Below are 22,827 nucleotides of genomic sequence, written 5' to 3'. Positions count from 1 at the left end.
AGCTACGGTTGCTGGTGTGACCGTCGCGTTGCTCACCGACAAGTACGAGCTGACGATGCTCGCAGCCGCGCTGCGCGATGGCACGGCGCACCGCCGCACCACATTCGAAGTCTTTGCCCGCCGGCTGCCCGAGGGCCGGCGCTACGGCGTGGTCGCCGGCACCGGCCGGTTGGTGGAAGCGTTGGCAGAGTTCACGTTCACCCCCGACGAACTCACCGCACTCTCCGAGTTCCTGGACACGGCGACCCTCGACTTCCTGTCGGCCTACCGGTTCAGCGGTGACATCGACGGCTACGCCGAGGGCGAGCTCTACTTCCCCGGTTCTCCGGTGCTATCGGTACACGGGACCTTCGCCGAGTGCGTGGTGCTGGAGACCCTCGTTCTCTCAATCCTCAACCACGACACGGCGATCGCGTCGGCAGCGGCCCGGATGGCCAGCGCGGCCCACGGCCGGCCGATGATCGAGATGGGCTCGCGCCGTACCCATGAGCTGGCCGCCGTGGCCGCCGCCCGCGCGGCCTACCTGGCCGGCTTCACCGGATCGTCGAATCTGGCTGCCCAGCAGCGTTACGGGGTACCCGCACTGGGCACGGCGGCGCACGCCTACACGCTGCTGCACACCACGGAATCCGGACCGGACGAGCAGGCCGCGTTCCGCGGCCAGGTGGCGGCCCTCGGCGTCGGCACCACCCTGCTGGTGGACACCTATGACATCACCGCGGGCGTGGCCAACGCGATCGCGGCGGCCGGCCCGCAGTTGGGCGCTGTGCGCATCGACTCGGGCGATCTGGGTGTGCTGGCCCGCCAGGTGCGCCAGCAGCTCGACGACCTCGGTGCCACGAACACTCAGATCGTGGTCTCCGGAGACCTGGACGAGTTCGCCATCGCAGCACTTCGCGCCGAGCCCGTCGACAGCTACGGGGTCGGCACCTCGGTGGTCACCGGATCCGGCGCGCCGACCGCGGGCATGGTCTACAAGCTGGTCGAGGTCGACGGGATGCCGGTGGCCAAGCGCAGCAGCCGCAAGGAGTCCCACGGTGGCCGCAAGCAGGCCGCTCGGCTCGCCAAGGCCTCGGGCACGATCGTCGAGGAAGTGGTCTACCCGCACGGTCAGGAGCCGCTGGAGACATCGGGACTCGTCGCACGCCCGCTCACCGTCCCGCTGGTGGCCGGCGGAGTCCCTGTCGAAGGACACCACCCCGCCACCGACCTGGCCGCCGCGCGTGAGCGGGTCTCCGCAGGGCTGCACAGCCTTCCGTGGGACGGGCTCAAACTGTCCCGCGGCGAGCCGGCCATCCCCACCCGGGTTGTGCCGTTCCAGACATGACGACCAAATCGAAGCCATCCCGTGAGGTGGCCAACGTGGTGACCAATCTCCTCAAGATCGCCGTCAAAGGACTCGGCGGCGCCAGCCGTTCTGGTCAGGTGGAGATGGCCGAGGCCGTCGCCAACGCCTTCGAGTCCGGTGAGCACCTGGCCGTGCAGGCCGGCACCGGCACCGGCAAATCGCTGGCGTACCTGGTGCCGTCGATCGCCCGCGCCCTGCAGACCGAGCAGCCGGTGGTGGTCTCGACCGCCACGATCGCGCTGCAACGTCAGCTCGTGGACCGCGATCTGCCCCGGCTGGTGAACTCGCTGGCCGACGCGCTGCCCCGCAAGCCCACCTTCGCGCTACTGAAGGGCCGGGGAAACTACCTGTGCCTCAACAAGATCCACAATGGAGCGGCCGACGAGCCGGCCGACCGTCCCCAGGACGAACTGTTCTCGCCCATGGCGATCAGCGCCATGGGCCGCGATGTGCAGCGGCTGACGGAATGGTCCTCGGACACCGAGACCGGTGACCGCGACGAGCTGACTCCCGGTGTGCCGGACCGGTCCTGGTCGCAGGTCAGCGTGTCGGCACGTGAGTGCATCGGGGTGTCGCGCTGCCAGTTCGGTACCGACTGCTTCGCCGAGCGGGCGCGGGAGAAGGCCGGTGCCGCCGACGTCGTCGTCACCAATCACGCGCTCCTGGCCATCGACGCGCTCTCCGATTTCTCGGTGCTGCCCGAGTACGAACTGCTGGTGGTCGACGAGGCCCACGAACTGGCAGACCGGGTGACCGGGGTGGCCACCGCCGAACTCTCGGCGACGTCCATGGCGGTGGCACACCGCAGGATGGCGCGATTGGTGGATGACGAACTGGCGCAGCGCTTCGAGGCCGCCGTCGCGACGTTGTCCTCGATGCTGCACGAGCTCGATGCGGGTCGTATCGACGTGCTCGACGAGGAACTGGGTATCTACCTGACCGCATTGCGCGACGCGGCCAATGCGGCGCGCACAGCGATCGACACCAGCCCCAGCGACCCCCAGGCCGCCTCGGCGCGCACCGAGGCCGTCACCGCACTGAACGACGTCAGCGACACCGCCACCCGGATCCTCACCTCGTTCGTACCGCCCATCCCCGATCGCGTCGACGTGGTCTGGGTGGAGCAGTCCGAGGGATCGAACGCCGGAAACACCGGGGCTCCTCGCCCCGGGCGGTCCCTGCTGCGGGTGGCGCCGATGTCGGTCTCGGGCCTGTTGCGCACCAGACTGTTCGCCAACACCACCGCGGTGCTGACCTCGGCGACCCTCACCCTCGGCGGCAACTTCGACGCGATGGCACGCAACTGGGGGCTGGGCGGCTTCGCCGACGAGCCGGCCAAACCGGGTTGGCGCGGTATCGATGTGGGGTCACCGTTCGACCACGCCAAATCGGCAATCCTCTACGTGGCCAAGCATTTACCACCGCCTGGGCGGGACGGCACCGATACCCGGACACTGGACGAGATCGAGGGCCTGATCACCGCGGCCGGTGGCCGCACCCTGGGATTGTTCTCGTCGATGCGCGCGGCCAAGGCCGCCGCCGAAGTCATGCGAGGACGGCTGTCCACCCCGGTGCTCTGCCAGGGTGAAGACACCACTTCGGCTTTGGTGCAACAGTTTTCCGATGATCCCGAGACCTCGTTGTTCGGCACCCTGTCACTGTGGCAGGGCGTGGACGTCCCGGGGCCGTCGCTGTCGTTGGTCCTGATCGACCGGATTCCCTTCCCCCGCCCGGACGATCCGTTGCTGACCGCGCGGCAGCGGGCGATCAGCGCGCACGGCGGCAACGGCTTCATGGCGATCGCCGCCAACCACGCCGCACTGTTGCTGGCCCAGGGCACCGGTCGGCTGCTGCGTCACACCGACGACCGCGGGGTGATCGCGGTGCTGGACTCCCGGCTGGCGACCGCCCGCTATGGCGGATACCTTCGTTCGTCGCTGCCGCCGTTCTGGTCCACCACCGACCCTGACCGGGTGCGACAGTCGTTGAAGCGGCTTCGGGGCGCGGGCTGATATCGCACCCTGTGCGTGCCGAGTTAACTAGTGTGTGCGGCATACCCGCGGACAGTTGGCCGCCAGAGTGCACCGGAAGGCATCCATATGAGCCGACGCGCCCTGTTCGGCATCGCATTCGCGGTGTGCACGGCGTTGCCGCTGGCCTCCTGTTCAGCCCTGGTGGGCGGCACGGCGGTGTCGGTGTTCAGCGATCCCTTCTCGGTCGCCGGCATGCCCGCGACCGACGGGGCCAGCGGACTGCGTCCCGATGCCGAGAAGCCCTCGCGCAAGGTCACCAACACCGACGGGGGCAAGATCGACAACCTCGCCGCCAGTGCCGTCAGTGACCTCGAAGAGTTCTGGTCGGGTGCCTACTCAGAGGCGTTCGACGGTCAGTTCCAACCGGTGCGCGCGCTGATCTCCTGGGACGCCGAGAGTTTCGACGGCGGCTTCTGCGGGATGGAGACCTACGGACTGGTCAATGCGGCATTCTGCAAACCGGATCGGACCATCGGTTGGGACCGCGGCGTGCTGATGCCCGGCCTGCGCCGGCAGAACGGCGACATGGGAGCCGTCATGGTGCTCGCCCATGAGTACGGCCATGCGATCCAGCAGCAGGCCGGACTGATCAACCGCCAGACACCCACTCTGGTCGCCGAGCAGCAGGCCGACTGCCTGGCGGGCACCTACATGCGATGGGTGGCCCAGGGCGATTCCCAGCGGTTCGCGCTCAGCACCGCAGACGGGCTGAACAAGCTGCTCGCCGCCGTCATCGCGTTCCGGGATCCGCTGCTCACCGAGGCCGAGGCCCAGGTCGGGATCGACGAGCACGGCTCGGCGTTCGAACGGATCTCGGCCTTCCAGTTCGGGTTCACCGACGGCCCCGCGGCCTGTGCCGCGATCGACCTCAAGGAGATCAACCAACGGCGCGGCGACCTCCCCGTCCTGCTTCCCGAGGACCAGAGCGGCGACCTGGACATCACCGAACGCTGGGTGCGCTCGATGATCGACGCGCTCAACACCATCTTCAAACCCGCCGATCCCCCGCGGCTCGACTTCCGGCCCGACGCCGCGGCGGAATGTCCGAGCGCACGGCCCAGCCCGCCGGCCTCCTACTGCCCTGACACCAACACCATCGTGGTCGACCTGGCCGAACTGCAAGCGCTCGCAGCACCATCCGACCAGGTCGACGTCGGCGACCTGGCCGGCGGTGACAACACCGCCTTCTCCGTGCTGATCTCGCGCTACACCCTGGCCCTGCAGCACGCCCGCGGCCTGGTGCTCGACAACGCCGAGGCAGCGTTGCGCACCGCCTGCCTGACCGGGGTGGCCACGGCCAAGATGATCAAACCCGTGAACCTGCCCAACGGGGACACCATCCTGCTGACCGCAGGCGATGTCGACGAGGCGGTATCGGGCATCCTCACCAACGGGCTGGCGGCCAGCGACGTCAACGGCGAGTCGGTGCCGTCGGGCTTCGCCCGAATCGATGCCTTCCGGGTCGGCATCCTCGGCGACGAGGAACGCTGCCTCAAGCGGTTCGCCTGAGGGGTCAGACAACCTTCGTGGTGCCGTACCAGGCCAGCACTGCCTCGGACTCGTCGGTGGACCGGGTCAGCACGGCATAGGACCGGATGAACGACTGCCCCACACAGCCGTCGATCTTCACCCGGAAGTTGCTGATCATCACCCACGGCGCGGTGCCCTTGAACTCCTTCTTGGCCACCGGGATGAGGTTGATGATGCCGGGTTTGAGGCCGATCGTGATACCACCGCCGATGTTCGCGCCGACCCCCGGCAGGATGCCCTCCGGCCAGGGTGAGACCACGTCGGTGCCGAGTACACCGATGGACGAGTTGAGTCCGGCGGTGCCGGTCAAGGAGACGCCGTTGGAGGTACTCATGTCGATGCCGCAGCCGATCTGATAGCCGGCCTCCAGGGTGCCGCGCGGGTCACCGCCGTCGGGGCCGGACATCGCTCCGCGGTACGTGCCGCCGACGACATATTCGCGCGAGGATATCGCGGTGGTCAGAGGCGCCACCACGGCCTGCGTCTCGTCACTGGCCGACACCGTCAGATTCCAGCCATCGGGGGTCTTGAGGTTGGCCGGCGGGGTCGATTCGACGAGGTCGGCGGCGCCCGGTTCGCCCGGTGCGGGCACCACGTCTGCGACGACCTCGGCATCGGGGACGGCGGGATCGGCCCAGGCCGGTGCCACCGGCGCCGCGCAGGCCATAGACACCGCAACGAGCAGTCCGAAGGAGCGAATCAACACAGGCGGCCTCCCGTTACGGTTCCTCGCGGCAACGTATCGCTACGTTTCAGCGAGGGAACAAGACTGCCCATGTACTTACCCGACCGTCAGCGCCTCTGCTCACTCAGGTCGGCATTTTCAGGACGAATCCACACTCCAGCGCCACCCAGCAGGCGCCGTCGGGACCGATCGCCAACCCGTGCGGTTCGCTGCCGGACGGCAGATCGATGGTCACCACATCCCCGTCCCCGCTGATCCGGGCGATCTGATCTGCACCCCACAGACTGACCCACACTCCGTCGGTCGGGTCGGCGACCACCGCATGCGGTTTGCCCGGCAGGTCCAGCTCCTGGATGGCGTCATTGACCGGGATCCTGCCGATCTTGTCGGCTCGAATCTCGGTAAACCACACGGCGTCATCATGAGTGGCCGCGATGCCGACAGGACCTGCTGCGGCAGTGGGCAATTCGCGCACCTTGAGCGTCCCGTCAACACTCAGCCGGCCCACCGCGCCGGTCTCGTTGAGCGTGAACCACAACGCGTTATCGGGCCCCTTGGTGATCATCGACGGCATCCCGCCGACCGTGGCCGCAGTGCTGATCTCACCGTCGGTGCCGATCCTGCCGATCTCGCCCGACGACATCGTGGTGAACCACAATGCGTCGTCGGGGCCCGCGGTGATGCCGAAAGGCGCACTGCCCTCGGGCAATTCGAAAGAGCTCAACTCCCCCGCGGTGCTGATCCGGCCGATTCGATCGTCGCCGGACCGGGTGAACCACAGCGCCCCGTCCGGACCTGCCGCGATGATCGACGGACGTGAGCATTCTGCGACCGAGTACGTGCTGACCTCACCGGTGGGCGAAACCCGGGCGACGGCGCCACCGTGCACCAGGGTCACCCACATCGCGCCGTCGCTTCCGGCAGCCAGCGCGTACGGTCCGCCGTCGAGCTGAACTTTGAGCGCTCTACTCAAGCCAGCGCCACCAAGCCGAGCTCGTTGTCAGCGGTCAGCAGCCGATGGTGCGGCAATACCCGGACGGTGTAGCCCACCGGCCCGGCCACCGGCAGCGGCGTGCTGGTCGAGAACACCTCGGTACCGCCGTCGGCGGAACCGGTGTGCGCCATCGGCACGGTCACCGGATTCAGGATCACGTCGCCTGGGTCCACCCGGCCCAGCACGGCCTGCACCGTCACCTCGTCGGGACGCAGACCGGCCAGCTGCACCGTGGCGGTCAGCGTCAACTGCGACCCCAGCAGCGGCGTATCGGGCAGGCCGTAGCTGTCCACGTCGGTGATCTGGATCTTCGGCCAGGCCTCTTGGGCCCGCCGCCGGTAATCGGCCAGCTCCCGGGCCGCACCGAACGGCTCCCCCGAAGTGGCCTCGACGGTCTGGCGCAACGACTGCGCCGCAGGCAGGTAGTACTTCTCGGTGTAGTCCCGCACCATGCGCGAGGCCAGCACCTTCGGCCCGAGCACCTGCAGCGTGTGACGCACCATCTCGACCCAGCGGGTCGGCACCCCGTGCTCGTCGCGGTCGTAGAACTTCGGTGTCACGGCGTTTTCGAGGAGGTCGTAGAGGGCCGCGGCCTCCAGATCGTCGCGGCGGGCCTCGTCTTCCACTCCGTCGGCGGTCGGGATCTCCCACCCGTTCTCGCCGTCGTACCACTCGTCCCACCAGCCGTCCCTGATCGAGAGATTCAGCCCGCCGTTGAGCGCACTCTTCATCCCCGATGTACCGCAGGCCTCCAACGGCCGCAGAGGATTGTTGAGCCAGACGTCGCAACCCCAGTACAACAGCCGGGCCATCGACATGTCGTAGTCCGGCAGGAACGCGATCCGGTGCCGGACCTCCGGCCGGTCGGCGAACCGCACGATCTGCTGGATGAGCGCCTTGCCACCGTCGTCGGCCGGGTGCGACTTGCCCGCCACGATCAGCTGCACCGGCCGCTTGTCGTCGAGCAGCAGTTTCTCCAGCCGCTCCGGATCCCGCAGCATCAAGGTCAGCCGCTTGTAGGTGGGCACCCGTCGGGCGAACCCGACGGTCAGCACCGACGGATCGAAAGCCGTTGCGATCCAGCCCAGTTCGGCCTCGGACGCGCCGCGCTCCAGCCAGGAGCGGCGCAGGCGGTCACGCACATCGCCGATCAGCGTCTCGCGCAGCTGGGAGCGGATCCACCACATGTGCGCCGGCTCGACCTCCTGCAGCCGCTCCCACACCGCAGGTTCCGCCGCCTCCGAGCCGATCAGCTCCCGTCCCAGGGCAAGCCACTGCGGGGCCGCCCAGGTCGGGGCGTGCACGCCGTTGGTGATCGATCCGATCGGCACCTCGGCCCGGTCGAATCCAGGCCACAGGTCGTTGAACATGCCCCGGCTGACCTGGCCGTGCAACAACGACACCCCGTTGGCCCGCTGGGCAAGTCGCAGACCCATGTGCGCCATGTTGAACTTCGACGGGTCGTCCTCGGCGCCGAACGCGACCACCCGCTCCAGCGGCACACCGGGCAGCAGCCGGGAGTCGGCGGGACCGCCCGGCGGGCTGCCGAAGTAACTCCTGATCATCTCGACCGGGAACCGGTCGATGCCTGCCGGGACCGGGGTATGCGTGGTGAACACCGTCGACGACCGCACCACGGTCAACGCGGTGTCGAAATCCAGCCCCGCCGCGACCAGTTCGCGGATCCGCTCGACCCCGAGGAAGCCGGCGTGGCCCTCGTTCATGTGGAAAACCTCAGGGGCAGGCAAGTTCTCGATCTCGGTGAAGGCGCGGATCGCACGCACACCGCCGATACCGGCCAGGATCTCCTGCTTGATGCGGTGTTCCTGATCGCCGCCGTACAACCGGTCGGTGACCCCGCGTAGTTCGTGCTCGTTCTCCGGAACGTCGGAATCGAGCAGGAGCAGCGGAATCCGGCCCACCTGTGCGATCCAGACCCGGGCCCGCAGTTCACGCGCATCCGGCAACGCCAACTCCACCAGCACCGGCGCGCCGGACGCGTCGGTGAGCAGCCGCAGCGGCAGCCCCTGTGGGTCCAGGGACGGATAGGTCTCATGCTGCCAACCGTCGGCGGTCAGGGACTGCCGGAAGTACCCCGAGCGGTAGTACAGGCCCACCGCGACCAACGGCAGCCCGAGATCCGATGCGGATTTGAGGTGATCACCGGCCAGGATGCCCAGACCGCCCGAATAGTTGGGCAACACTTCGGCGACGCCGAACTCCATCGAGAAGTACGCGATGCCCTTGGGCATCGCGACCCCGTCGGCGATCTGCTGCTGGTACCACAGCGGGCGGCTCAGATAGTTGTCCAGGTCCGCGGTCAGCTCGTCCAGCCGGCCCAGGAACGATTCGTCACCGGCGAGTTCGTCGAGCCGTTGCGGGCTGACCGCCCCCAGGAGCGCCACCGGGTCGCCGTTGGTCTGCTCCCACAGGTCGGCGTCGATGACAGCAAACAGATCCTGGGTGGGTTTGTGCCACGACCACCGCAGGTTGATCGACAGCCGTTCCAGCGCCGCCAACCGCTCGGGAAGGTGCGCGCGGACGGTGAACCTTCTGAGGGCTTTCACGCGATCCAACCTTACTGACAATTCCGGTTCGTGCAGCGGTGAGCGGTATCGGCACAAGCAGCGGTCAGGTCGTGCTTAACGCCCGCGAGATTGGGCAGCCCATTACGGTGGGTATCAGACGCGACAAGGCGAGTGAACACAGACAGCCGCTTGATCGAGACGACGTGAGGAGTGGATGGGTGGCCGGTCGTATCGGAATCGACGATGTCGCGCCTGTGGTGTTCGGCGGGCAGTTCCCGGCAAAAGCCGTCGTGGGCGAGGTGGTCCCGGTCCGGGCCACGGTGTGGCGTGAAGGCCATGACGCGGTCGCGGCCACCCTGGTGGTGCGTTATCTCGGCACCGACTACCCGCGGCTGGCCACCGGACCCGGCACCGCGGCGCTACCGGTGCCGATCGACACCGTGTTGCCCACCAACCCTGGGGTGCGTCCTTCACAACGCATCAAACCGCAGGCCCTGCCCATGTCGACCGGGCACACACCCGATGTCTTTCATGGCCAGTTCACGCCCGACAGCGTCGGACTGTGGACGTACCGGGTCGACGGCTGGGGCGATCCCCTGGCCACCTGGCGTCATGCAGTCGAGGCCAAGCTGCGCGCCGGTCAGAGTGAGGCCGAGCTGTCCAACGACTTGCTGGTCGGGGCCCGCCTGCTCGAGCGCGCCGCCGCCGGGGTGCCCCGCAAACTGCGTGACCCCTTGATCGAGGCCGCCGCGGCGCTGCGGGTCCCTGGCGATCCGTTCCTTCGTGCCGGGGCAGCGCTGTCCGAAGAGGTCACCGAACTGCTCGACCAGTACCCGCTGCGCGAGTTGATCACCCGCGGTGAGCAATACGGCGTCTGGGTGGACCGGCCGCTGGCCCGGTTCTCCTCGTGGTACGAGATGTTCCCGCGGTCCACCGGCGGCTGGGACAAAGCCGGACATCCGGTGCACGGGACGTTCGCGACCGCCGCCGAGCAGCTCCCCCGGATCGCCCGCATGGGTTTCAACATCGTCTATCTGCCGCCCATCCACCCCATCGGCAAGGTGCATCGCAAGGGCCGCAACAACGCGGTGACCGCCGCGCCCGACGACGTCGGGTCACCGTGGGCGATCGGTAGCGACGAGGGCGGCCACGACGCCGTGCACCCCGCGCTCGGCACGATCGACGACTTCGATGCCTTCGTGGCCGCCGCCCGCAAGCAGGGCGTCGAGGTGGCACTGGATCTGGCGCTGCAGTGCGCGCCGGATCATCCATGGGCCGCCGTGCATCCGGAGTGGTTCACGGTGCTGCCGGACGGGACCATCGCCTACGCGGAGAACCCGCCGAAGAAGTACCAGGACATCTATCCGCTCAACTTCGATAACGACCCCGCCGGGCTGTACCACGAGGTGCTTCGGGTGGTGCGGTTCTGGATCTCACATGGCGTCAAGGTCTTTCGCGTCGACAACCCGCACACCAAACCGCCCAACTTCTGGGTCTGGCTGATCGCCGAGGTGAAGAACGAGGATCCGGACGTACTGTTCCTGTCGGAGGCGTTCACCCGGCCGGCCCGGCTCTACGGGTTGGCCAAACGCGGCTTCACCCAGTCCTATACGTACTTCACCTGGCGCACCAACAAGTGGGAACTCACCGAATTCGGCAACGAGATCACCGCGAACGCCGACAGCGCGCGGCCCAGCCTGTGGGTCAACACCCCAGACATCCTGCACGAGTCACTGCAGCACGGCGGTCCGGGCATGTTCGCGATCCGCGCAGTGCTGGCCGCGACCATGAGCCCCTCGTGGGGCATGTATTCCGGCTTCGAACTGTTCGAGCACCGGGCCGTCCGCGAGGGCAGCGAGGAGTATCTGGACTCCGAGAAGTACGAGCTGCGTCCCCGCGACTTCGCGGCGGCACTGGCCGAGGGGCGTTCGCTCGAGCCTTTTGTCACCCGCCTCAACGAGATCCGGCGCCTACACCCGGCCCTGCGTCAGCTGCGCACCCTCACCTTCCACCACGTGGACAACGACGCACTGCTCGCCTACAGCAAGTTCGACCCGATCACCGGAGACGCCGTGCTCACGGTGGTCACGCTCAACCCGTTCAGCGCCGAGGAAGCCATGTTGTGGTTGAACATGGAGGCATTGGGTATGGAATCACATGACCGGTTCTGGGTACGCGACGAGATCACCGGCGAGGAATACCAATGGGGGCAGTCGAATTACGTCCGCATCGATCCCGCCAAGGCGGTGGCGCACGTATTGAACATGCCACTCGTACCCTATGAGCAACGACTGGGCTTGCTACGCAGGGAATGAGAACGAGATGACGAGAAGCAACCACCTCACCGACCTACATCTGCGGCCCGACCCATCCGACATCCAGCGGCTGCTGATCGGTCAGCACCACGATCCGCATTCGGTGCTCGGGGCCCACGAATACAGCGGCCGGACCGTGATCCGGGCCTATCGCCCACACGCCTCCAAGGTAGTGGCCGTGATCGGGGGTGACCGATTCCCCATGCAGCACATCGATTCCGGGATCTTCGCTGTGTCGGTTCCCTTCACCAACCTGGCCGACTACCGCCTGGAGATCGGCTATCCCGGCGCGGACGACACGATCTTCACCCACACCACAGCCGATGCCTACCGGTTCCTACCCACGCTCGGCGAACTCGACCTTCACCTGTTCGCCGAGGGGCGTCACGAACGCCTGTGGGAGATCCTGGGCGCGCACCCGCGCAGCTTCACCACTCCCGACGGGATCGTGGAAGGCGTGTCGTTCGCGGTGTGGGCACCGAACGCCAAGGGCGTCAGCGTTATCGGTGATTTCAATCACTGGGACGGCAACGAGGCGCAGATGCGGGCGCTGGGCTCGTCGGGGGTCTGGGAGTTGTTCTGGCCCGGCTTCCCGGCCAACGGTCTCTACAAGTTCCGCGTGCACGGCGCCGGCGGAGGCACCACCGACCGTGCCGACCCGATGGCATTCGCCACCGAGGTACCTCCGCAGACCGCATCCCGGGTCACCACCAGTTCCTACACCTGGAACGACGGCAAGTGGATGGCGCGGCGCGCTGCGCAGAACCCGGTGTTCGAACCGATGAGCACCTACGAGGTGCACCTGATGTCCTGGCGCCCGGGGCTCAGCTACCGACAGCTGGCCACCGAACTGACCGAATACGTTGTGGAACAGGGCTTCACCCACGTCGAGATGCTCCCGGTGGCCGAGCATCCGTTCGGCGGTTCGTGGGGCTACCAGGTGACCTCCTACTACGCCCCGACATCCCGGCTGGGAACTCCCGACGACTTTCGGTTCCTGGTGGATTCGCTGCACCGGGCCGGGATCGGGGTGATCGTCGACTGGGTGCCTGCCCACTTCCCCAAGGATGCCTGGGCGCTCGGCCGTTTCGACGGCACCCCGCTCTACGAACATTCCGACCCGCGCCGCGGCGAGCAACTCGACTGGGGCACCTACGTTTTCGACTTCGGCCGGCCCGAAGTGCGCAACTTCCTGGTCGCCAACGCGTTGTACTGGCTGAAGGAGTATCACGTCGACGGACTACGCGTCGACGCGGTGGCCTCGATGCTCTATCTCGACTACTCCCGCCCCGAGGGCGGCTGGACACCCAACGTCCACGGTGGCCGGGAGAACCTGGAGGCGGTGCAGTTCCTGCAGGAGATGAACGCCACCGTGCACAAGATGTCGCCGGGAATCGTCACCATCGCCGAGGAGTCGACCTCCTGGCCCGGTGTCACCCGCCCGACCAACCTTGGCGGCCTTGGTTTCTCGATGAAATGGAACATGGGCTGGATGAACGACACGCTCGACTACGTCAGCCATGACCCGGTGCACCGCAGCTATCACCATCACGAGATGACGTTCTCGATGCTGTACGCCTTCAGCGAGAACTACGTGCTGCCCATCAGCCACGACGAGGTCGTGCACGGCAAGGGCACGCTGTGGGGCCGGATGCCCGGCGGCGACCATGCCAAGGCCGCGGGGCTGCGCAGCCTGCTGGCCTACCAGTGGGCCCACCCGGGCAAGCAACTGTTGTTCATGGGCCAGGAATTCGGCCAGCGGGCCGAGTGGTCGGAAGAGCGCGGGCTGGACTGGTTCCAGCTCGACGAGCAGGGCTTCTCCGGCGGCGTGCAACGGTTGGTGCGCGATCTCAACGGGATCTACCGCCGCCACCCGGCGCTGTGGAGCCGCGATACCAGCCCCGAGGGCTACTCCTGGATCGACGCGAACGACTCGGCCAACAACGTGCTGAGCTTCCTGCGGTTCGGTGCCGACGGTTCCGTGCTGGCCTGCGTGGTCAACTTCGCCGGCAGCGAGCACAGCGAGTACCGGCTGGGCCTGCCGCATGCCGGCGCCTGGCAGGAGGTGCTGAACACCGACGCGACCATCTACAACGGGTCGGGCATCGGGAACTTCGGTGCGGTGCAGGCCACCGACGAACCATGGCACGGCCGCCCGGCCTCGGCGGTGATGGTGCTGCCGCCGCTGGCGATGCTGTGGTTCGAGCCCGCCTGACGCGTCCTAGTACAGCGCGTTGGCCAGATTGCGACGGCCCGCGACCACCTCGGGATCGGCCGGGTCGAACAGGTCGAACAGCTCGACGAGCCGGGTCCGCACCGCGGTCCGGTCGTCGCCTGCGGTGCGCTTGATCAGTGCGATGAGCCGATCGAAGGCCGCGGACACGTTCTGGGCCAGGATCTCGGCGTCGGCAGCCGCCAATGCCGCCTCGATGTCGTCGGGAGCGGCATCGGCAGCGGCCACCGCATCAGGGCGCTGTGCGCTTGCCCGCTGCAGGAACGCGATCTGTCGCACCGCACCCTTGGCCTCGGCGTGGCCGGGCTGCGCATCGAGAATTGCCTGATAGGCGGCGGCTGCTGCGGGAAAGTCCCCTTCGTCCAGGTAAGCCCTGGCCGCTGCCAGCTCCGGATCGACCTGCTCCGGCTCGTCGTCACCGGGACCGGACCCGGGCAGCTTGCCCGCGGTCGCCTCGAGCAGCGAATCGACCCAGCGACGAAGTTCGTCTGCCGGCTGAGCGCCCTGGAAACTGGCGATCGGCTGTCCTCCGGCGAGCGCAACCACGGTGGGCACGCCCTGGATGCCGAACATCTGCGCCACCCTCGGGGTGGTGTCGACGTTGACCAGCGCCAGGGACCACTTGCCGTTGTCGGCCGCAGCCAGACCCGCCAGGGCATCCCCCAGCGCGGCACTGGAATCGCTGCGCGGCGACCACAGCAGTACGACCACCGGCACCTGGCCCGAGCGGACCAGCACCTCGGCTTCGAAGTTGGCTTCGTTGACCTCTGTGACGTTCGGGCCGCCGGCAGCACTGGGGCTGCCACCGCCCGCACCGCCCGCCGCGGGCCGCTGCTTGAGTGCCGAGAGGTCAACCGCGCCGGCCAGCGCCGGCCCGACAGAAGGTCGTGGACGAGTCACGCCACCAAGTCTGTCACGTCGTTTCGGGCACGGCGCCGCCCGGTTGCGGCACCAGGGCCGAACCGTCGACCGGCGCGAGGCGGACGGTCCGATCCGCCCATATGACGAAGATCACGCTGCCCAGTGGCACGATGCTGGCCAGCAACGCCAGAATCCAGGTGCCGACGCCCCACTTGTGGGCAATTCCGACCAGCACAGCGGCCACCACGAAGGCGACGAAAACGCCACCGTGAATCGGGCCGAACACCTTGACTCCGATCTCGGTGCGGGGACTGCCCAGGTACTTGAAGTACATGCCGACCAGCAGACCGGCCCAGCTCACCGCCTCAGCGAGAGCGATGAGCCGGAACCAGCCCGAAACCGTGCGCAGGTCGAAGGAGCGTGTCATGGCCGCCATTGTGCCGGACCGGACGGCCAGCTACTACACGCCGTCGTTGATAGCTGTCAGCGACGCAGGATCAGGGCATCGCCCTGGCCACCGGCACCACAGAGCGCCGCCACGGCGTAGCCGGATCCCTTGCGGGCCAGTTCCAGCGCGGCGTGCAGCGTGATGCGGGCACCCGACATGCCGATCGGGTGACCGATCGCGATCGCGCCGCCGTTCACGTTCACCTTGGCCGGGTCGACCCCCAGCTCCTTGGTCGAGGCCAGCGACACCGCAGCGAATGCCTCGTTGATCTCGAGCACGTCCAGCTGATCGACGCTGATGCCCTCACGCTCGACGGCCTTCTTGATCGCGTTGGCCGGCTGGCTCTGCAGCGTGGAGTCCGGACCGGCCACCACACCGTGCGCACCGATCTCACACAGCCAGTCCAGGCCCAGCTCCTGCGCCTTGGCCTTGCTCATCACCACGACCGCGGCCGCACCGTCGGAGATCTGCGACGACGACCCGGCGGTGATGGTGCCGTCCTTGCGGAAGGCCGGACGCAGGCCACCCAGCGATTCGGCCGTGGTGTTGGCACGGATGCCCTCGTCCTCGGCGAACTCGATCGGGTCGCCCTTGCGCTGCGGGATCGACACCGGCACCACCTCGTCGGCGTACACCCCGTCCTTCCACGCCGCGGCGGCCTTCTGGTGCGACTGGGCGGCGAACTCGTCCTGCTCGGCGCGGGTGAACTTGTCGACGTCGTTGCGCTGCTCGGTGAGCGCGCCCATGGGCTGGTCGGTGAACACGTCGTGCAGACCGTCGTAGGCCAGGTGGTCGACCAGCGTCGCATCGCCGTACTTGTAGCCCTCGCGGCTCTTGGGCAGCAGGTGCGGGGCCTGGCTCATGGATTCCTGGCCTCCGGCGACGACGACCTCGAACTCACCGGCGCGGATCAGCTGGTCGGCCAGGGCGATGGCGTCGATGCCGGAAAGGCACATCTTGTTGATGCTCAGCGCGGGCACGTCCCAGCCGATGCCGGCGGCCACCGCGGACTGGCGGGCGGGCATCTGACCGGCCCCCGCGGTCAGCACCTGACCCATGATCACGTAGTCCACCAGCGAAGCATCGACCTTGGCCTTCTCCAGGGCACCGCGAATCGCGATGGCGCCCAGGTCACTGCCGGAAAAATCCTTCAGCGAGCCCATCAATCTGCCGACCGGAGTACGCGCTCCAGCAACGATCACCGACGTGCGAGATTCCGCAGTCATTTCCTACCTCCAAAGCCAGGGTCCAAGAGCTGTGTGGGCGATCACACATACGCAAACGTTCAGGTAGAGGTTACCGTTACGTTATGACCGCCGATCAGGTTGATGCCCGTCCCGCCCTCGCTTCCGCGCTGGTGACGGCAATCGATCACGTCGGTATCGCCGTCCCCGATCTGGATGCCGCGGCCAAGTGGTACCACGACAACCTCGGCATGATCGTCCTGCACGAGGAGATCAACGAGGAGCAGGGCGTGCGCGAGGCCATGCTCTCGGTGCGCGGCGCCGCCAAGGGCAGCGCCCAGATCCAGCTGCTGGCCCCGTTGAACGAGCAGTCGACGATCGCCAAGTTCATCGATCGCAGCGGCCCCGGCCTGCAGCAACTGGCCTACCGGACCAGCGACATCGACGCGCTTTCGGAGCGCCTGCGCAGCCAGGGCGTGCGGCTGCTCTACGAAGCCCCGCGCAAGGGCACCGCGAATTCGCGGATCAACTTCATCCACCCCAAGGATGCCGGCGGCGTGCTGATCGAGCTGGTCGAACCCGCCGCGGATTCAGAGCACTAAGACCACTTTCTCGTCGGGCCGCGATTGGTCCGATTCGCCCAGCAGGCGGTGTGCCAATGCCTGCGGTCATCGATATCGCCGACATCGATCGGTACCACCACCACGTGCGCGGTGGCCACGCGGATCTCGTGGTCACACCCGGGGCATCGATATACCTTCACCGCTCGCGATGCAGCGACCGCTCGCACCTCGTAGTCGTAACCGTCGGGCCCGGTCTCGACCCGGCGCGACGGCGGCAAGGGCGCCAGCCGACGGTGTTCGCGGGGCCGGCGGCGCATCAGAACAGCCGGTATTCGTCGCTGTCCATACCCCGCATCTGGTCATAATCCAAAGTCACACAACGGATTCCACGGTCAGTTGCCAGGGTTCGGGCCTGCGGCTTGATCTGCTGGGCGGCGAACACACCGGCCACCGGGGCCAGCACGGTGTCGCGGTTGAGCAGATCGAGATAGCGCGTCAGCTGTTCCACACCGTCGATCTCCCCGCGGCGCTTGATCTCCACGGCCACCGAGCGGCCCAGCTCGTCACGGCACATCAGATCGACCGGGCCGATCGCGGTGGGGTACTCACGGCGCACCAATGTGTAGCCCGCGCCCAGTAGCTCGACGTGCTCGGCCAGCAGCACCTGCAGGTGCGCCTCCACGCCGTCCTTCACCAGGCCGGGATCGACACCGAGTTCGTGGCTGGAGTCGTGCTCGACGTCCTCGACCGTGATGCGCAGCTGCTCACCGGCCTTGTTCTCGACCACCCACACCGGCGCCCCCTCGCCGTCCTGCTCGACGAGCCAGCACGGCGGGCTCATCCAGTTCAGCGGCTTGTAGGCGCGATCGTCGGCATGGACACTGACCGAACCGTCCGACTTGAACAACAACAGCCTGCGGGCCGATGGAAGGTGGGCGGTCAGCCGCCCGACGTAGTCGACGGTGCACTGGGCAATCACGAGGCGCACCCGATCCACCTTAAGGGCATCCCGAACGAACTAGGCTGACGCCACAATGAACTCCGACAAATCGCTGGCACGACGGCTGGGCCGCGTCCTTGAAGGTGTCACCCGCCAGAACAGCCGGATCCCGATCACCCCGGAGTACGGATCGTGGGTGCTGGGCCGGGTATCGGAGAGCCAGCGCCGGCGCAGGGTGCGCATCCAGGTCATCCTCACGACGTTCGTGATCCTGGTGAACCTGCTCGGTATCGGCATCTCGATGATCATCGTCACGCTGTTGTTCCCCTCGCCGGACGTGTTCGCTCCGCCGGTCCGCTGGATCACCTTCATCGTGGCGCCCATCTACATGGGCTCGGCGTTGATCGTCGGGGTCTTCTGGGCGACGACCCGGGTGATCGACAACGTGCGGTGGGCCATCGAAGAACGCCCACCCACCGTCGCGGATCAGCGGAACACGTTCTTCGCCCCGTTCCGGCTCACCCGCGTGCTGCTGGTCCTGTGGGGGCTCGGAGCCGCCCTGTTGACCACACTCTTCGGCTTGGTGGACACCAATTACATCCCGAAGTTCCTGCTGGGCATCACGTTTCCCGGCATCGTGGTGTCGGTCAGCTGCCATCTGTTCACCGAGTTCGCGCTGCGGCCGGTGGCCGCGCAGGCCCTGGAGGCAGGCCCGCCGCCCGTCCGGCTGGCTCCGGGCATCATGGGCCGCACGATGGTGGTATGGGCGCTGAGTTCAGGGGTGCCGATCGTGGGCATCATGCTGGCCGCGGTGTTCGCCGTGACGCTCAACAACCTGACACCGGTCCAATTCGCCTATGCCGTCATCGGTCTCGGCTCGTTTGCGCTGGTGTTCGGATTCCTGTTGATGTGGATTCTGTCGTATCTGACCGCGACCCCGATCCGTGTCGTGCGCGCGGCCCTCAACCGTGTCGAGCAGGGCGATCTGGACACCAACCTCGTGGTGTTCGACGGCACCGAACTCGGCCAGCTGCAACGCGGATTCAACTCGATGGTGCACGGCCTGCGCGAGCGCGAACGGGTCCGCGATCTGTTCGGCCGCCATGTCGGCCGCGAGGTCGCCGCGCTGGCTGAGCAGGAGAAGCCCGTCCTCGGCGGCGAGGAGCGCCACGCCGCAGTGATTTTCGTGGACGTCATCGGCTCGACGCAGTTGGTCACCACGCGGCCCGCGGTCGAGGTGGTGGATCTGCTCAACCGGTTCTTCGCGGTCATCGTCGACGAGGTCGACAATCACCGCGGCCTGGTCAACAAATTCGAGGGTGACGCCATACTCGCGGTGTTCGGTGCGCCGGTCTCGCTGCCCAATGCCGAGGACGAAGCCCTGGGAGCCGCACGGGCGATCGCGCAGCGGCTGCGTGTCGAGGTGCCCGAACTCAAGGCGGGAATCGGGGTGGCGGCCGGTCAGGTGGTGGCGGGCAACGTCGGGGCCAAGCAGCGCTTCGAGTACACCGTGATCGGGGAGCCGGTCAACGAGGCCGCGCGGCTGTGCGATTTCTCCAAGCAGGTGCCCGGGCATCTGGTGGCCTCATCGGACACCATCGCCAATGCCTCCGAAACCGAAAGGGCCCGTTGGTCGCTGGGCGAATCGGTCACCCTGCGGGGGCTGGGCGAGCCGACCCGCGTGGCCGTGCCGGCTTAGCCTGCGCCCCACTGCCGCGCCGCTTCGACCGCCTCGTCGAGAGTGCGGAACACGACGCCGTCATAGTCGTCGCGCCGGTCGGCAGGCACCACGCGGCCGTCGGGGTCGACGAGATAGGCCTCCTTGCCCGTGGCGGCCAGGCTGGCCCGCATCCCGGTCAGCATGCCGCGCGCCGCATCGTTGATGTCGTCGACCCGGGTCACGTCCAGCACGGCGACGTCATAACCGCCACGATCGTGCTCGGCGGTCCGCAACACCTGCTCGGCACCGGCGAACAACAGATCGCCCTGAACCTCGTAGACCCGAATCCCCGGGTTGACCTGGTACGCCGCTCGCAACGTCGACGACGACTCACGGCCGACCGTGAGGAAGTGAAGTCCCAACTGTGAGGAAAGGTTGCGGCACACGTGTACCCCGCGCACGCTGTTGCCGCGGGAATCCAGACGTGGTGAGTAGACCCCGATGCCGAGTTGGCCGGGCAGCACCGCCACGATGCCGCCGCCGACCCCGCTCTTGGCGGGCAGCCCGACGGCGCTGACCCAATCGCCTGTCGCGTCGTACATCCCGCAGGTGACCATCACACTGAGGGTGCGCCGAACCACGTTGGCATCGATGACGCGCCGGCCGGTCAACGGGTTGAACCCGCCCCGGGCCAGCGTGGCGGCCATCCGGGCCAGGTCGGTGCTGGTCACCTTGACCGAACACTGGCGGAAGTACACGTCGAGGACCTCGTCCGGATCGCCGTCCAGCACACCGAAACTGGTCAGCATGTACGCGATCGCCCGGTTGCGGTTGCCCGTCGCCTTCTCCGAGGCGTAGACATCCATGTCGATCTCGAGTCGCCGGCCCGCGCACGCCGAATAGAACTCGTGGATGCGGTCGAACCGCTCATCGGCACTGGCCCCGGGGATCAGCGAAACCGCCGCGATGGCACCGGCATTGATCATGGGGTTCTTCGGTGTCTTGGTCACGTCGTCCACGCTGATCTCGTTGAACGCCTCTCCCGAGGGTTCGACGCCGATCCTGGCGTCGACGGCATCCTGGCCGATCTGGTCCAGCGCGAGCGCGTAGGTGAACGGCTTGGAGATAGATTGGATGGTGAATTCCACTGCGGTGTCGCCGGATTCGTAGACATATCCGTCCGAGGAGGACAGACTCAGTCCAAATCCCTCGGGGTCCACCTTGGCGAGTTCGGGGATATAGCTCGCCAGGGCGCCGTCGCGTAGTTCGATCTGCTCGGCACGGATCCGGTCCAGGTAGTGCTGCACCAGCTCGGCCACAGGTCGCAGTCTAGCCACGGGCACGCTCCCACGACCATGTCGTTTTTCCGCTAGTGAAGCGCCGGGTGCCGTGCCATCGTGGAATACATGCACGAGGATTTCGACCGCTGTTACCGGGCAGTCCAGTCCAAGGACGCACGGTTCGACGGCTGGTTCGTCACCGCTGTGCTCACCACAGGCATCTATTGCCGCCCCAGCTGCCCGGTACGGCCACCGTTCGCCCGCAACATGCGGTTCTATCCGACCGCGGCCGCTGCCCAGGCAGCCGGCTTCCGAGCCTGCAAACGCTGCCGCCCCGATGCCTCGCCGGGCTCCCCCGAATGGAACGTGCGCGGCGACATCGTGGCGCGGTGCATGCGGCTGATCGCCGACGGCACCGTGGACCGCGAGGGAGTGACGGGGCTGGCGGCCCGCGTCGGCTACACGAGCCGGCAGCTGCAACGCATCATGCAGACCGAGCTGGGGGCCAATCCCCTGGCGCTGGCCCGGGCGCAACGGACCCAGACAGCGCGGGTGTTGATCGAAACCACCGAGCTGCCGTTCGCCGACGTGGCCTTTGCTGCGGGCTTCGCCAGCATCCGACAGTTCAACGACACCGTACGGGCGGTGTGCGATCTGACACCGACCCAGCTGCGGTTGCGGGCCCGCAACCGGTTCGCCGCCGATGCCTCCGCTGCACCCGGCGTGCTGTCACTGCGACTGCCGGTACGAACCCCTTTCGCCTACGAAGGGTTGTTCGGGCATCTGGCGGCCAGTGCGGTTCCAGGGTTGGAGGAGGTGCGCGACGGGCAGTACCGGCGCACCCTGCGGCTGCCGCACGGCCATGGCGTGGTCGGCCTGACCCCGCAGCCCGATCATGTCCGCTGCCAGTTGGTCCTGGAGGACTTCCGCGACCTGTCGGCCGCCATCGCACGGTGCCGGCGCCTGCTGGATCTCGACGCCGATCCCGAAGCGGTGGTGGAGGCGCTCCAGTCCGATCCGCGGCTCACCGCGGTGGTCGCCAAGGCGCCGGGGCAACGTATCCCCCGCACCGTCGACGAATCCGAGCTCGCACTCCGGGTGGTGATCGGCCAGCAGGTGTCGATCAAGGCGGCGAGCACCCATGTCGGACGCCTCGTCGCCGGCTACGGGACCCCCGTCTCCGACGAGGCCGGAGGGCTGACCCACGTATTTCCCAGTATCGGCGACCTGGCCGCCCTGGATCCCGGTCATCTGGCCATGCCGGCCTCCAGGAAGCGGACCGTCACGGCGTTGGTGGCGGCGATCGCCGATGGCGATCTGGTCCTCGACCCGGGATGCGACTGGGAGCGGTCCCGCGAACAGTTGCTCACGCTCCCCGGGGTGGGGCCATGGACCACAGAGGTGATCGCCATGCGCGGCCTCGGTGATCCAGATGCCTTCCCCGCCACCGATCTCGGCGTACGCGCGGCCGCGGACCAGTTGGACCTGACCCCCGACGGGCTCGTCGAACACAGCACCAGATGGCGGCCATGGCGCGCATATGCGACACAACACCTCTGGACCACACTGGACCACGCGGTGAACGAATGGCCCCCGCACGATCGACAGGAGAAGTCATGACGACACTGCACTACCGCACCATGGACAGCCCGGTCGGCCTTCTCACGCTGGCCGGCCGGGATGGAAAGCTCATGCATCTACGGATGGTCGATCAGACCTACGAACCGAGCCGCGAAGGCTGGGAGGCCGATGACACGGCATTCTCCGACGCCGCCGACCAGCTGTCCGCATACTTCGCCGGCGAACGTACGGAATTCGACCTCGAGCTCGACATGGTCGGGACGCAGTTTCAGCGCCGCGTGTGGGAGGCACTGCAGACGATTCCGTACGGCGAAACCTGCTCGTATGGAGAGATCGCGCGACAGATCGGGTCACCATCGGCATCGCGAGCCGTCGGCCTGGCCAACGGGCACAATCCGATCGGCATCATCGTGCCCTGTCATCGGGTCATCGGCGCGAATGGCAGCCTCACCGGATACGGCGGCGGCCTGGACCGCAAGCGTGCATTGTTGGAATTGGAGAGAAGCCGGACGATGCCGGCGCTTTTCAATTGATTTATGACTGAGGCGCGTTTTCAATTTCGAAATTGAAAACGCGCCTCTAATTCATCGGTGCGCAGATACAAAAATGCCCGAGCCCCCCAATCGAAATTGGAGGGCTCGGGA

At 67.3% G+C, this 22,827-nt stretch carries 18 protein-coding genes; 9 read left to right on the top strand and 9 right to left on the bottom strand.

The features are described from left to right. Positions 1–16: 16 nt before the first annotated feature. The 3 genes from TX88_RS27000 to TX88_RS26990 all read left to right on the top strand — a co-directional run bounded on the left by TX88_RS27000 (position 17) and on the right by TX88_RS26990 (position 4,890). Positions 17–1,327, top strand: coding sequence for a nicotinate phosphoribosyltransferase (locus TX88_RS27000; protein WP_044522129.1), 1,311 nt, complete (start codon positions 17–19; stop codon positions 1,325–1,327). Beyond that, complete coding sequence (locus TX88_RS26995; RefSeq protein WP_044522127.1) at positions 1,324–3,360, top strand: ATP-dependent DNA helicase; 2,037 nt, start codon at positions 1,324–1,326, stop codon at positions 3,358–3,360. The genes TX88_RS27000 and TX88_RS26995 overlap by 4 nt, the downstream gene beginning before the upstream one ends. A gap of 87 nt (positions 3,361–3,447) precedes the next feature. Beyond that, positions 3,448–4,890 (top strand): neutral zinc metallopeptidase, encoded by a 1,443-nt coding sequence (locus tag TX88_RS26990; RefSeq protein WP_044522122.1) that lies wholly within the window; start codon positions 3,448–3,450, stop codon positions 4,888–4,890. 4 nt (positions 4,891–4,894) lie between these two features. On the opposite strand, the gene TX88_RS26985 is transcribed toward TX88_RS26990, so the two are convergent. From TX88_RS26985 to TX88_RS26975, 3 genes are all read right to left on the bottom strand, one after another. Then, positions 4,895–5,578 (bottom strand): MspA family porin, encoded by a 684-nt coding sequence (locus TX88_RS26985; protein ID WP_044522121.1) that lies wholly within the window; start codon positions 5,576–5,578, stop codon positions 4,895–4,897. A 142-nt stretch (positions 5,579–5,720) separates the two neighbouring features. Next, positions 5,721–6,569 carry a Vgb family protein gene (locus TX88_RS26980; RefSeq protein ID WP_044522120.1) on the bottom strand — a complete coding sequence of 283 codons (849 nt, stop codon included), beginning with the start codon at positions 6,567–6,569 and terminating at the stop codon, positions 5,721–5,723. Then, positions 6,566–9,157, bottom strand: a complete 2,592-nt coding sequence (locus TX88_RS26975) for a glycosyltransferase family 1 protein (RefSeq protein WP_044522119.1) — start codon at positions 9,155–9,157, stop codon at positions 6,566–6,568. The genes TX88_RS26980 and TX88_RS26975 overlap by 4 nt, the downstream gene beginning before the upstream one ends. Before the next feature lie 179 nt (positions 9,158–9,336). On the opposite strand from TX88_RS26975, the gene TX88_RS26970 reads away from it, so the two are divergent. Together TX88_RS26970 and glgB are read left to right on the top strand one after the other, a co-directional pair. Continuing rightward, on the top strand, positions 9,337–11,433 hold the full coding sequence (locus tag TX88_RS26970; RefSeq protein WP_044522117.1) for an alpha-1,4-glucan--maltose-1-phosphate maltosyltransferase: 2,097 nt from the start codon (positions 9,337–9,339) through the stop codon (positions 11,431–11,433). A gap of 7 nt (positions 11,434–11,440) precedes the next feature. After that, positions 11,441–13,648: a 1,4-alpha-glucan branching protein GlgB gene (gene glgB / locus TX88_RS26965; RefSeq protein WP_044524099.1), complete on the top strand. Its 2,208-nt coding sequence runs from the start codon at positions 11,441–11,443 to the stop codon at positions 13,646–13,648. 6 nt (positions 13,649–13,654) lie between these two features. On the opposite strand, the gene TX88_RS26960 is transcribed toward glgB, so the two are convergent. The 3 genes from TX88_RS26960 to TX88_RS26950 are packed head-to-tail and all read right to left on the bottom strand — an operon-like array spanning position 13,655 to position 16,201. Beyond that, positions 13,655–14,566 (bottom strand): tetratricopeptide repeat protein, encoded by a 912-nt coding sequence (locus tag TX88_RS26960; RefSeq protein ID WP_044522114.1) that lies wholly within the window; start codon positions 14,564–14,566, stop codon positions 13,655–13,657. Positions 14,567–14,579: 13 nt separating this feature from the next. Beyond that, positions 14,580–14,963, bottom strand: a complete 384-nt coding sequence (locus tag TX88_RS26955) for a DUF3817 domain-containing protein (protein WP_090434887.1) — start codon at positions 14,961–14,963, stop codon at positions 14,580–14,582. A gap of 47 nt (positions 14,964–15,010) precedes the next feature. Beyond that, entirely contained in the window at positions 15,011–16,201 is a 1,191-nt protein-coding gene (locus TX88_RS26950; protein WP_044522111.1) for an acetyl-CoA C-acetyltransferase, read from the bottom strand. A gap of 83 nt (positions 16,202–16,284) precedes the next feature. Here TX88_RS26950 and mce point away from each other — a divergent pair, with 83 nt between their 5' ends. Next, complete coding sequence (mce, locus tag TX88_RS26945) at positions 16,285–16,761, top strand: methylmalonyl-CoA epimerase (protein ID WP_044522110.1); 477 nt, start codon at positions 16,285–16,287, stop codon at positions 16,759–16,761. Here mce and TX88_RS26940 read toward each other — a convergent pair. Then, entirely contained in the window at positions 16,758–17,039 is a 282-nt protein-coding gene (locus TX88_RS26940) for an Rv1322 family protein (RefSeq protein ID WP_044522109.1), read from the bottom strand. The genes mce and TX88_RS26940 overlap by 4 nt on opposite strands. Then, positions 17,039–17,710, bottom strand: coding sequence for an endonuclease NucS (gene nucS, locus TX88_RS26935; protein WP_044524097.1), 672 nt, complete (start codon positions 17,708–17,710; stop codon positions 17,039–17,041). Before nucS ends, TX88_RS26940 begins: the two co-directional genes overlap by 1 nt. Positions 17,711–17,756: 46 nt before the next feature. On the opposite strand from nucS, the gene TX88_RS26930 reads away from it, so the two are divergent. Beyond that, positions 17,757–19,361, top strand: a complete 1,605-nt coding sequence (locus tag TX88_RS26930; protein ID WP_044522108.1) for an adenylate/guanylate cyclase domain-containing protein — start codon at positions 17,757–17,759, stop codon at positions 19,359–19,361. On the opposite strand, the gene glsA is transcribed toward TX88_RS26930, so the two are convergent. Then, on the bottom strand, positions 19,358–20,641 hold the full coding sequence (gene glsA, locus TX88_RS26925; protein WP_044522106.1) for a glutaminase A: 1,284 nt from the start codon (positions 20,639–20,641) through the stop codon (positions 19,358–19,360). The genes TX88_RS26930 and glsA overlap by 4 nt on opposite strands. 87 nt (positions 20,642–20,728) lie before the next feature. Here glsA and TX88_RS26920 point away from each other — a divergent pair, with 87 nt between their 5' ends. Both TX88_RS26920 and TX88_RS26915 read left to right on the top strand, forming a co-directional pair. Then, positions 20,729–22,222, top strand: coding sequence for a DNA-3-methyladenine glycosylase 2 family protein (locus TX88_RS26920; RefSeq protein ID WP_044524096.1), 1,494 nt, complete (start codon positions 20,729–20,731; stop codon positions 22,220–22,222). Next, positions 22,219–22,716, top strand: coding sequence for a methylated-DNA--[protein]-cysteine S-methyltransferase (locus TX88_RS26915; protein ID WP_044522104.1), 498 nt, complete (start codon positions 22,219–22,221; stop codon positions 22,714–22,716). Before TX88_RS26920 ends, TX88_RS26915 begins: the two co-directional genes overlap by 4 nt. Positions 22,717–22,827 lie beyond the last annotated feature (111 nt).

The sequence above is a fragment of the Mycolicibacterium septicum DSM 44393 genome, assembly GCF_000455325.1.
In the GTDB taxonomy this organism is placed as follows: domain Bacteria; phylum Actinomycetota; class Actinomycetes; order Mycobacteriales; family Mycobacteriaceae; genus Mycobacterium; species Mycobacterium septicum.
Note: the sequence above shows the minus strand (reverse complement) of the source record. Positions and strands in the feature narration are given on the sequence as shown.